Genomic DNA, 10,528 nt, shown 5'->3' with positions numbered 1-10,528 from the left:
GGTCCAGGTCGGGGAGGGCGCGGGCGGTGGCGTACGACTCCGGGGTCCGGGCCGGGATCGGCACCGGGAGCCCTGGCGTGGTCCGCGGCCAGGCGGGTGCGGGCTCCGGCGCGGCGGGTCCGGTGAGTCCGTACGCCCCTGGGGTCCGGACCCGTGCCTCGACGCCGGGCTCGGCCTGCGGCGGGGCGGGTGCGGGCTCCGGCACGGCGGGTCCCGTGAGGCCGGATGCCCCTAGGGTGCGCGCCTGGGACGGAGTCTCACCCTCGGGCTTAGCCTGCGGCGAGGCGGGTGCGGATTCTGGTGCGGCGGGTTCGGTGAGGCCGTACTCCCCAGGGGCCCGAGCCTGGGACGGAGTCTGACCCTCGGGCTCGGTCTGCCGCGAGGCGGGTGCGGATTCCGGTGTGATCGGTCCCGTGAGGCCGTACGCCCCTGGGCCCCGGACCTGCACCTCGGCACCGGGCTTGGTCCACTCCAGGGCGGATGCGGATTCCGGGGCGGCCGGCCCGGCGGGACCGTACGCCCCAGGGGTCCGGACCTGCACCTCGACGCCGGGCTTCGTCCGCGTCGAGGCGGATGCGGATTCCCAGGCGACCGATCCGGCGGGACCGTACGCCCCAGGGGTCCGGACCTGCACCTCGACGCCGGGCTTGCCCCGCGGCAGTGCGGCAGGCGCCGGCTCCCGAGCCGCCGGCCCCGCGAGGATGTCCTGAGGGATCAGGACGAGGACGCCCGTGCCGCCGCGCGCGGAGGGGCGGAAGGAGATCTTCAGCCCGTACTTGCGGGCGAGGCGGCCGACGACGGCGAGGCCGAGGCGGGTACCGGTGAGGCCGCCGACCTCGGTGGTCTCACCGGAGACGGCGCGTTCGGCGCGGCGCAGCTGGACGTCGCCCATGACCAGGCCCGCGTCCTCGACGGAGACGATGACGCCGGCCGGTACTTCCTCTACGTAGACGTGTACTTCGGAGGTGGGCGGCGAGAAGTTCGCGGCGTTGTCGAGGAGTTCGGCGAGCGCGTGCATCACGCCTTCGGCGGCGTGTCCGGCGACCGCGGCCTCGCTGGCCGAGTGGAGGCGGACGCGCTGGTAGCCGCCGATCCGGCCCATCGCGCCGCGAAGGATCGACTCCATGACGATGGGCCGCGCCCAGCGGCGCCCCGAACGCGCGCCCGCGAGAACGGCGACGGAGTCGGCGAGACGGCCCGCCTGGGCGGTGCGGTGGTCGAGGTGGAGGAGGTCGGCGAGTACATCCTCGTCCGAGTGCTTCTCCTCCATGGCCCGCAGATCGGCGAGCATGCTGGTGGCCTGGGCCTGCATCCGCCCGGCGGCGTTGGCGGCGGCGGAGATGGCGGCGCCGCCCTCGGTCCTGGTCCGGCGCAACTCCTCGGCCAGGCGGGCGTTCTCCGCACCGAGGCGGGCGCGCTCCTGGGCGAGTTCAGCACTCAGGCGCGTCTTCTCCTGGGCGAACTGATCAGCCTCGTGTACGCGTTCACGCTCGAACTGCTCGGTGAGCCGGGCCTGTTCGCGCGTGGACTCCGCGGCGATCCGCGCCCGCTCCTGAAGCAGCCGCCCCGCATCGCCGGTCACCGCTTCGAGCCGGCGCCGTAACAGGCGCGCCTTCTGGGTGGCGTGGCTCGCGAAGGCGACGACGGCGCATAACAGCAGGGCGGCAGCCCCCGCACCGCACGCGAGCGGCACGCGGAACGACTCCGGGGCCGCGACCACCGCCCCGACAACGGCCAACGCGGCCGGCACGGCGGCGATCAACGGCGCGGGCACGACAGCACGCAGGCTGGGACGCTCGCCTCTGGGGTGCGCGAGGGACGGCCGATCTGTGCTGGGGCGCGCTGGAGGGATGGGCGCGGTCATGAATCGTGTCCTCGGTCGTGTCCTGGGCGGGAAGCGACACCTGGTGCTCAACTGGCGGTCACTATATGGGAGTTCGTGATCGTAATGGGAAGGTTCGGGAGTGGCCTTCACAACTCGGGCACGAACGGGAGGGGATGGGTCCAGTCCGCCTGGCGTCAGGAGCGGGCGCGCCTCCTCGGGTGGGGAACTCCACCGCGGCCTCCGGTCGGCCATCAATGCCTGACCCATGGCGCCTCGACGACGAGCTGAAGCTCACGAAAAGCGTTTGTCTCCGCGGGCAGCCGCGCCCGAACATGACAGGTCGTGACAACCTCCGACGACGCCCCCTCTCCCCCGCCCGCTGCCGGACGCTTACGCGCGCTGTTGCCGGACCTGGCCCCCTGGCGGACCTCCCCCGACTTCCGGCGGCTCTGGGTCGCCGGAATCGTCACCAACTTCGGCAGCTTTCTGACCTTCGTGGCGCTTCCGGTGCAGATGAAGGAGCTCACGGGGTCCGCGGTGGCCGTGGGCGCGATCGGGGCCGCGGAGCTTGTACCGCTGATCGTCTTCGGGCTGTACGGCGGTGCCCTGGCCGACGCCCTGGACAAGCGGAAGCTGATCCTCTGGACCGAGGTGGGGCAGGGACTGCTCAGCGCCGGTCTGCTGGTCAACGCGCTGCTGCCGGATCCGATGGTGTGGCCGCTGTACGCGGTGGCCGCGTTGTCCGCCGCGCTCGTCGCGGTGCAGCGGCCCGCGCTGGACGCGCTCGTGCCGCGCATCGTCCCGCACGAACACCTGCCGGCGGCCGCCGCGCTCAACTCCCTGCGCTGGACGGTCGGCGGTGTCGCGGGCCCGGCCGTCGCGGGCCTCGTCGTGGCGTACGCGGGCCTCGGCTGGGCCTACGCCGCGGACCTCGCCACCTTCGCGATCTCGGTCGTCCTGGCCCTGGGCCTGGCCGCGTCACCGGCCGCCCACCAGGCGGCCAAACCGTCCCTGCGGTCCATCGCGGAGGGCGCGCGCTACGCGTGGAGCCGCAAGGAACTCCTGGGCACGTACACGATCGACCTGGCCGCCATGTTCCTCGCCTTCCCGCTCGCCGTTCTCCCGTTCCTCGCGGACGACCTGGGCGCCGAGTGGTCCCTCGGCCTCATGTACGCCTCCGTCCCGGCCGGCTCCCTCCTGGTCAGCCTCACCAGCGGCTGGACCTCACGGGTCCACCGCCACGGCCGGATGGTGGTCCTGGCGGCGGCATGCTGGGGCCTGGCGATGGTGGCCGCGGGCTCGGCCCACAACGTCTGGCTGGTGCTCGGCTTCCTCACCCTGGCCGGCGGCTTCGACATGATCAGCGGAATCTTCCGCGCGGCCATGTGGAACCAGACGATCCCGGACGAGCTGCGCGGCCGCCTCGCCGGTATCGAGCTGCTCTCCTACTCGGTGGGCCCCCAACTGGGCCAGGTCCGGGCGGGCACCATGGCCGCCTTGACGACCGTACGCACCTCGATCTGGTCCGGCGGCCTGCTGTGCGTGGCCGCGGTAGGGGCCCTGGCCCTCTGCCTCCCGAAGCTCATGACCTACGACGTACGGACGAACGAGCACGCGGCACGGCTGAGGCAGGCCCGTGAGGCGGCCGCGCCCGCGGGGCAAGCTCCGTAAGCACGCGGGCGCCTCGCGCGGCCACCTCCTCGGGAGGGGTCCCAGGGCCGGCGGTTTACAAATGCCGGACGGATTCCCCACTTGAAAGCAGGAGGTCCACTGATGAGCACGCGTATGAGCCGGCGAGCCGCGAAGACTGCCCTGACGCTGACCACGGCGGGCGCACTGGGCTTCGGCCTGATGACACCGTCCGCGTCGGCCGCCAACGGGCCCTGCTACGACGGGCGGTGCCAGGGCACCGTGTCGGCGCCCAAGACCATCAAGGTCAACAGCAACAAGTTCGGGTTCGGAAAGCTGAAGATCACGTCCATCAGCTCCCGGTCCGTACGGATGTCGGCCGCCGGCGGGGCACTCACCGGCAGCACCAGCCCCGGCGGCGTCGTCCAGTTCAACAACCTCAAGATCTGGGTGAAGTCGGTCTCCGGCAGCAAGGCCAAGCTCCAGCTGTTCCCCACGCGCTACTGACCCTGTCTGGGTCCGTACGGGCCTGTCCGGGTCTGGGCCCGGACAGGCCCGTCGTCGAACCCCGGCGCGTTCGCCTGACGTCCGACGCCGGGTTCGCCGTCTCATCCGACGGACGACGTTTCGCCCAGGTTTCCGGGAGCGGATAGGCTCCCAGCGTGGCTGAGATCCAGATTCCCGCTGACATCAAGCCCGCCGACGGACGTTTCGGCTCGGGCCCCTCCAAGGTGCGGACGGAGGCGCTGGACGCGCTGGCCGCCACCGGTACGTCCCTCATGGGCACCTCCCACCGCCAGGCCCCGGTCAAGAACCTCGTCGGCAAGGTCCGCGAGGGCGTACGCGACCTCTTCTCCCTCCCCGAGGGGTACGAGGTCATCCTCGGCAACGGCGGCTCCACCGCGTTCTGGGACATCGCGACCCACGGGCTGATCGAGAACAAGTCGCAGCACCTGAGCTTCGGCGAGTTCTCGTCCAAGTTCGCGAAGGCGGCGAAGCTCGCCCCCTGGCTGGCCGAGCCGACCGTCATCGCGAGCGACCCGGGCACGCACCCGGACCCGCAGGCCGAGGCGGGCGTGGACGTCTACGCGTTCACCCACAACGAGACCTCCACCGGAGTCGCGGCCCCCCTCAAGCGGGTCCAGGGCGCCGACGAGGGCGCGCTGGTACTCGTGGACGCGACGAGCGGCGCCGGCGGCCTCCCCGTCGACATCGCCGAGACGGACGTCTACTACTTCGCCCCGCAGAAGTCCTTCGCCGCCGACGGCGGCCTGTGGATCGGCGTCTTCTCCCCGGCCGCCATCGAGCGCGCCGAGCGGATCCACGCGAGCGGCCGCCACGTACCGGAGTTCTTCTCGCTCCCCACCGCGATCGACAACTCCCGCAAGAACCAGACGTACAACACCCCGGCCCTCGCCACCCTCTTCCTCCTCAACGACCAGCTGGAGTGGCTCAACGGCCAGGGCGGCCTCGACTGGTCCGTGCGCCGCACCGCCACCTCCGCCCGCACCCTCTACGGCTGGGCCGAGGACCTCAAGTACGCGAACCCGTTCGTCACCGACCCGGCCAAGCGCTCCCAGGTCATCGGCACGATCGACTTCTCGGACGAGGTCGACGCCGCCGCCGTGGCCAAGGTCCTGCGCGCCAACGGCATCGTCGACACCGAGCCGTACCGCAAGCTCGGCCGCAACCAGCTCCGCGTGGCGATGTTCCCGGCGATCGACCCGGCGGACATCGAGGCCCTGACGAAGTGCATCGACTACGTCATCGAGCGGCTCTGACCACAAACGTACGACCTTGAAGGGCGCCCGGTGACCATCACCGGGCGCCCTTGTCGTGCGGCTCGAGTAAGCCGGGCCCGCGCGTCAGGAGCCGTCGCCGTTGCCGTGGTTGCCGCCAAGGGGCCCGAACTGGCGGGCAAGACTGTCCATGTCCCACTCGACAGATCCGTCGACGACTGCTCGACATCCGGCGGAAGTCGGACGCCGATCTGATCGGAAAGTCTCGCGATGTCGTCCGGACTGGCCGGCCCCGGCAGCTCCTCGTCAGTCGCATACCGTGCCAGCCACCGCTCGATCTTCTCCCACGACTCATTGATCGTCACCGGGCCGCTCCCTTGGAATGCCGCGTCACATGGTCGGCCATCAACGAATGGCCATGAGTGGCGACGTCACGATGACGCTGCGTAACAGCGGACGGCCACCGTCTGGTGTGGGCTCCACTGTTGCTCGACTGTGGCCATCAGCTCCCAGCCCAGCCGCTCATACAGGGCTGCCGCCGCGGTATCGGATGCGACGACGTCGAGCACCGGATGCAGGCCACGACGCCGTGCCTCCTCCACTGCCTGGCCGATCAGCAGTGCACCGATCCGATGCCCCCTCGCCTGCGGAGCAACGAACAGCCTGCTGACCACGGCGGTCATACCCCGCGTCGCCCCGTTCCGCTCGCTCCACAACATCGGAGCCAGATCGCCTTCGTCGCCTTGCGACAAACTGATGTGCCCGACCAGGCCGCCTTCGAGTTCGGCAACCCAGGAGCCCAGCAGGGGACCGCGTGACAGCCACTCGCCGGGCTGATCCGGCCAGTTCACCGGATAGCCGTCGCGTGCGTGGACCTCCGCGAGGACCCGTACGCACTCCTCGGCATCGCCATCGGCCCGCCGCCGGACGCAGCGGCTCGGCCTCTTCTCATCAGGCGCCCTGGAGTTCTCGATGTTCACTCCGGAATAGGAACACAGGGCATAGAGCCACAGGGGTACGGATGCGCAACCAGCCAAGAACATGGCGCGAGTTGCTCACGGCTGGGTCACGTACTGGCGCTCGTAAGTGAAGCGCCCGGCACTTTCCCGTGCCGGGCGCCCCCATCTCCGTACCGCCGAAATCATCTGCTGAGCTTCTGGAAGCGCCGTACCGCCAGCGGCAGGAAGATCGCCGTCAGGATCACCGGCCACAGGCCCGACATCAGCAGCGCGTGCTGCTCGACCCACGCGTCGCCGCTGCCGACCGGGGTGCCGAACAGCTCGCGCGTGGCGGCGGCCGTCGACGAGATCGGGTTCCAGGCCGCGACGAAGCCCAGCCAGTCCGGCATCAGTTGGGGTGCGACGAAGATGCTGGAGATCATGGTCAGCGGGAAGGCGACCGCGAACAGACCGCCCGCCGCCTCCGGGTTGGGCACCAGGAGGCCGAGCCACACGCCGAGCCAGATCAGTGAGAGGCGTAGCCACAGCAGCAGGCCGAAGGCGAGCAGGAAGTCCAGACCGCCGTCCGGCCGCCAGCCCATGGCGACCGCGGTGAGCATCAGGATCGTCAACTCCGCGCAGGCCATGATCAGATCGGTGGCACCGCGTCCGGCGACGACCGCGGACGGCGCCATGGGCATGGAGCGGAAGCGGTCGATGACGCCGTTCGTGGAGTCGTACACGACGAGCGTCGCGGTGTTGATGAAGCCGAAGGCCATCGTCATCACGAACATGCCGGGCATCAGGAAGTCCTTGTAGTCCCCGCCGCCGGGCACCTTCATCGCGCTGCCGAAGACGTACCCGTAGAGGAGGACGGAGAGGATCGGGAAGCCCAGCATCCAGGCGATGTTGACCGGTTGGCGCTGGTAGTGGGTGAGGCCGCGGCGTACGACGTTCCAACAGTCGGCGAGGGCCCAGTAGACACGACCGTGGCTGTTCTCTCCGGTCGTCAGGTCGAGCGCGCTCATGCCGCCGCCCCTTTCCTGGAGTCCTTGGAGTCCTTGGAGTCCTTGGAGTCCTTGGAGTCCTTGGGGTTCTGAGGGTCCTGGGGGTCCTGGGGGTCCTGCGGGTTCTCGGAAACGTCCGTACGGTGCCCCGTCAGGCGCATGAAGACGTCGTCGAGGCTCGGCCTGCGCAGCCCGATGTCCTCCACCTGGACCCCCTCGTCCTGAAGGGTCCGCGCGACCTCGGTGAGCGCCGAGACCCGGTCGGTCACCGGTGCGTGCACCTTCAACTCGTTCTCGTCCGTCTCCGGTTCGGCGTCGGAGACCTTGGCGATGACCTTCACGGTGCGGGCGATGTCCGCGCGCTCGGCGAGGACCACCTCGATGCGGTCGCCGCCGACCGTGTTCTTCAGCCCGTCCGGGGTGTCGTCGGCGATGGCGCGGCCCTGGTCGATGACGGTGATGTGCGAGGCGAGCTTGTCGGCCTCCTCCAGGTACTGCGTGGTCAGCAGCACAGTGGTGCCGCCGGTCACCAACGCCCGTACGGATTCCCAGACTTCACCGCGACCGCGGGGGTCGAGCCCGGTGGTCGGCTCGTCGAGGAACAGCACGGTCGGGGTGAGGATCATCGAGGCGGCGAGGTCCAGGCGGCGCCGCATGCCGCCGCTGTACTTGCCGACTCCCTTGTCGGCCGCGTCGACCAGGTCGAACTGCTCCAGCAGCTCACCGGCCCGCAGCCGCGCCCTGCGTCCGCCCAGGTGGAACAGCCGGCCGAACATCTCGAGGTTCTGCCGCCCCGTCAGCACCTCGTCCACGGCCGCGTACTGACCGGTGAGGCCGATCCGGGCCCGTACCTCCCGCGGCTGCCGTGCCACGTCCAGACCGGCCACCTGGGCCTGCCCGCCGTCGAGCCTGATGAGCGTCGACAGGATGCGGACGGCGGTGGTCTTGCCCGCGCCGTTCGGCCCGAGCAGGCCGTGGACGGTTCCCTCCCGCACCGCCAGGTCGAAGCCGTCCAGTGCGCGCTTCTCCCCGTACCTCTTCTCGAGCCCTTCGGCCCGGACCGCGTAACCGCTCATGTGCACCCCTCCCGTGATTCCCGAACCACCCTGAATCCCTCCCGCAACCCAAAACTGAGTACGCCGTACTCTTTTGAGAGTACACCGTACCCAGTTTCCGGTCCAAGGGATTATCCTGAAGCACATGGCGAGCACGTCGGGTCCGGACACCAGTGGCAGCGGAGACATCGTCCGCACCCTCCACCTGCTGTGGGACACGGGCAAACGCCCGAGCCGCGGCCCCAAACCGGGACTGACACTCGACCGGATCGTGGAAGCGGCCATCCAGATCGCGGACACGGAGGGCCTGGAGGCCGTCTCGATGCGCCGGCTCTCCACGGAGCTCGGCACCGGCACGATGTCCCTGTACCGCTACGTCCCCGGCAAGGGCGAGCTGCTCGACCTGATGCTGGACCGCGTACAGCGCCCCGGGGACGAGGCCGCGCTCGGCGAGGACTGGCGCGCGACCCTGGCGGCCCTGGGCCGCGAGACCCTCGCCCTCTATCGGCGCCACCCCTGGTTGCTGCAGGTGAACCAGACCCGTCCGGTACTCGGCCCGGGCGCCGTCGAGAGCCTGGAACTGGTGCTCGCCCGTATCAAGGACATGGGCCTGACCGACCCCGAGCTGATCTCGGCGATCGTCATGATCGAGGGGTACGTCGTCGGGGCGGCCCGCACTCAGCTGTACGGGAAGGAGGCGGAGCGGAAGTCGGGCCTGACGGACGCGGAATTCTGGGGGGCTCAGACCCCGGTTCTGGAGAAGGTCCTGGCCACCGGCCGTTACCCCGTTCTCGCCTCGCTCAGCGACGACGCCTTCAGCTACGACTTCGACCACTTCGAGTTCGGGCTCCAGCGGATCCTGGACGGGCTGGAATCGCTCGTCGCCCGTCGCGGCAAGGCCGCAGGCAGCGAAGCCCGGCGCGGCAAAGAGTGACGAACAGGCGACGCCGGTTGGGCAGTTCGGAGAGTTCGGTCACATGGTCGTCGCCGCCCGCGCTGACCCCTCCACCCGGTCGTGCCCGGTTGGTGTCCAGGTGACCGGGTGCTCAGGACCTCCGCCTCAGCAGCCGCTTGAGCCCGTAGAGGAGGACGAGCCCGGCACCGAGAGCGATGGCGACCCTCTCGAGGTTGTCGTTCGACCCGGCACCGTCGCCGTCGGCGGCCGAACTCCCGTCCCCCGAGGGGGACTTGCTGTCTTCCGCACCGGGGACACTGCCGGCCTCGACGGAACTCTGCTCCCCCTCGGTCCCGTACAGCAGCGTCGACCCGTCCGGGGTGTACGTCACCGACTCGCCCTGCCCCTGGAGCGGCACGCTCAGCCGGCCCTGTCGCTTCGGCTTCCCGTCGTTCCAGTCGTACGCGATCCCGCCGAAGTAGCCGCGTACGGCGAGCTGCCCGCCGTCGGGCGAGAAAGCGGCGTCGGTGGTCCACAGGTCGATGGGGGCGACGGGCTTGAAGACGTTCGTGCCGGAGGAGGAGAGCTGCGCCGGCCCGTCGTACAGGTGCCCGCCGTCCTCCAGCTTGTCGATGATGTAGACGCGCCCGGTCTTGGGGTGGACGACGAGCGACTCGGCGTCGCGGGGTCCGTCGGAGTACTTCACCACGTACTGCGTGGCCTGGACCGTCTGGTCCTTGAGCTGCTTGGGCTCGGGGAGCCGGTAGACCCACACGTAGGACCACTCCACACCGTCGTTGTCGCCGATGTCGCCGACGTAGATCTCGTTGTCCGGGCCGATGGAGATGGCCTCGATGTCGCGCGGGGTGCCCACGCCCGTCATGGTGATCCTCGCGACGGTGTCGCCGGTCTTGCTGTCGATGGCGTAGAGGTAGGCGCCCTTGTCCTGGTCGTTGTGGGTCCAGTAGATCCCTTTGTGCTGGCGGGAGGCGGCGAGACCGCTGGACTCGGTGATCCCCGGATCCTTGATCGTGAACCCCTCGGAGCCGTCGTCGCCATCGGCGGCGACGGCGGGCGCGCCGAGCGCGAGGACGAGCAGGGCTGAGGCGAGGAACGACAGCGAACGGCGCATGACCCCAAGCGTGCCATCCCCGCCCGGCGTACACGCACGGTGTTCAGCTTCACACCGTTCCTAAAGACTGAGCGGGAGTGAGTCCTGGTGCCAGGACTCATGCTCAGTCGCGTGCCCCGAACGGTGTTGGGCCCGCTGGTCACCCGCTTTCGCTCCACCGCCGGGCGGCGCGCATCCGGTGCGCGGTCCGGGAAAGTGGGGGCGGGGTTCCTCACGCCTTCGGGTCTCCGGTCGGGCCTGGACGGTCCGATGCCCACCACGATCACTCCGGTCGGGGTGGGGCGGTGCCGTGCCGCCAACTCCCGCAG

Annotated in this window: 9 protein-coding genes and 1 pseudogene; 4 read left to right on the top strand and 6 right to left on the bottom strand. The window is 70.2% G+C overall.

Annotated features, from left to right (window positions below; genetic code table 11):
* On the bottom strand, positions 1-1,774 hold a 1,774-nt coding region (locus tag G6048_RS43390), incomplete at its 3' end, for an ATP-binding protein (protein ID WP_328828699.1).
* Positions 1,775-2,167: 393 nt separating this feature from the next.
* Here G6048_RS43390 and G6048_RS43385 point away from each other — a divergent pair.
* The 3 genes from G6048_RS43385 to serC all read left to right on the top strand — a co-directional run bounded on the left by G6048_RS43385 (position 2,168) and on the right by serC (position 5,235).
* Entirely contained in the window at positions 2,168-3,496 is a 1,329-nt protein-coding gene (locus G6048_RS43385) for an MFS transporter (RefSeq protein ID WP_165345117.1), read from the top strand.
* 102 nt (positions 3,497-3,598) lie between these two features.
* Positions 3,599-3,961 carry a hypothetical protein gene (locus G6048_RS43380; RefSeq protein ID WP_165345116.1) on the top strand — a complete coding sequence of 121 codons (363 nt, stop codon included), beginning with the start codon at positions 3,599-3,601 and terminating at the stop codon, positions 3,959-3,961.
* Positions 3,962-4,116: 155 nt separating this feature from the next.
* The gene (gene serC, locus G6048_RS43375) at positions 4,117-5,235 is read left to right on the top strand and encodes a phosphoserine transaminase (protein ID WP_165345115.1); all 1,119 of its coding nucleotides are present in this window, start codon (positions 4,117-4,119) and stop codon (positions 5,233-5,235) included.
* A gap of 389 nt (positions 5,236-5,624) precedes the next feature.
* On the opposite strand, the gene G6048_RS43370 is transcribed toward serC, so the two are convergent.
* The 3 genes from G6048_RS43370 to G6048_RS43360 form a co-directional block, all read right to left on the bottom strand.
* Positions 5,625-6,173, bottom strand: a complete 549-nt coding sequence (locus G6048_RS43370; RefSeq protein WP_328828694.1) for a GNAT family N-acetyltransferase — start codon at positions 6,171-6,173, stop codon at positions 5,625-5,627.
* Between the two features lie 161 nt (positions 6,174-6,334).
* Positions 6,335-7,159, bottom strand: a complete 825-nt coding sequence (locus tag G6048_RS43365) for an ABC transporter permease (RefSeq protein ID WP_165345113.1) — start codon at positions 7,157-7,159, stop codon at positions 6,335-6,337.
* The gene (locus G6048_RS43360) at positions 7,156-8,214 is read right to left on the bottom strand and encodes an ATP-binding cassette domain-containing protein (RefSeq protein WP_165345112.1); all 1,059 of its coding nucleotides are present in this window, start codon (positions 8,212-8,214) and stop codon (positions 7,156-7,158) included. The genes G6048_RS43365 and G6048_RS43360 overlap by 4 nt, the downstream gene beginning before the upstream one ends.
* A gap of 124 nt (positions 8,215-8,338) precedes the next feature.
* Between G6048_RS43360 and G6048_RS43355 the strand changes: the two genes are divergently transcribed.
* The gene (locus G6048_RS43355) at positions 8,339-9,127 is read left to right on the top strand and encodes a TetR/AcrR family transcriptional regulator (protein ID WP_165345111.1); all 789 of its coding nucleotides are present in this window, start codon (positions 8,339-8,341) and stop codon (positions 9,125-9,127) included.
* A 112-nt stretch (positions 9,128-9,239) separates the two neighbouring features.
* Here the strand turns inward: G6048_RS43355 and G6048_RS43350 are convergent, their stop codons facing one another.
* Together G6048_RS43350 and G6048_RS50550 are read right to left on the bottom strand one after the other, a co-directional pair.
* Positions 9,240-10,220 (bottom strand): WD40 repeat domain-containing protein, encoded by a 981-nt coding sequence (locus tag G6048_RS43350; protein ID WP_165345110.1) that lies wholly within the window; start codon positions 10,218-10,220, stop codon positions 9,240-9,242.
* A gap of 60 nt (positions 10,221-10,280) precedes the next feature.
* Positions 10,281-10,528: pseudogene (locus tag G6048_RS50550) on the bottom strand (IS200/IS605 family accessory protein TnpB-related protein); the annotation flags it as partial.

Origin of the sequence: Streptomyces ureilyticus (assembly GCF_011045025.1) — a bacterium.
Taxonomy (GTDB): domain Bacteria; phylum Actinomycetota; class Actinomycetes; order Streptomycetales; family Streptomycetaceae; genus Streptomyces; species Streptomyces ureilyticus.
Note: the sequence above shows the minus strand (reverse complement) of the source record. Positions and strands in the feature narration are given on the sequence as shown.

Coding starts and splice junctions, on each gene's coding strand:
- G6048_RS43365 (WP_165345113.1), bottom strand. CDS start 7,159: ATGAGCGCGCTCGACCTGACGACCGGAGAGAACAGCCACGGTCGTGTC.
- G6048_RS43350 (WP_165345110.1), bottom strand. CDS start 10,220: ATGCGCCGTTCGCTGTCGTTCCTCGCCTCAGCCCTGCTCGTCCTCGCG.
- G6048_RS43380 (WP_165345116.1), top strand. CDS start 3,599: ATGAGCACGCGTATGAGCCGGCGAGCCGCGAAGACTGCCCTGACGCTG.
- G6048_RS43360 (WP_165345112.1), bottom strand. CDS start 8,214: ATGAGCGGTTACGCGGTCCGGGCCGAAGGGCTCGAGAAGAGGTACGGG.
- G6048_RS43355 (WP_165345111.1), top strand. CDS start 8,339: ATGGCGAGCACGTCGGGTCCGGACACCAGTGGCAGCGGAGACATCGTC.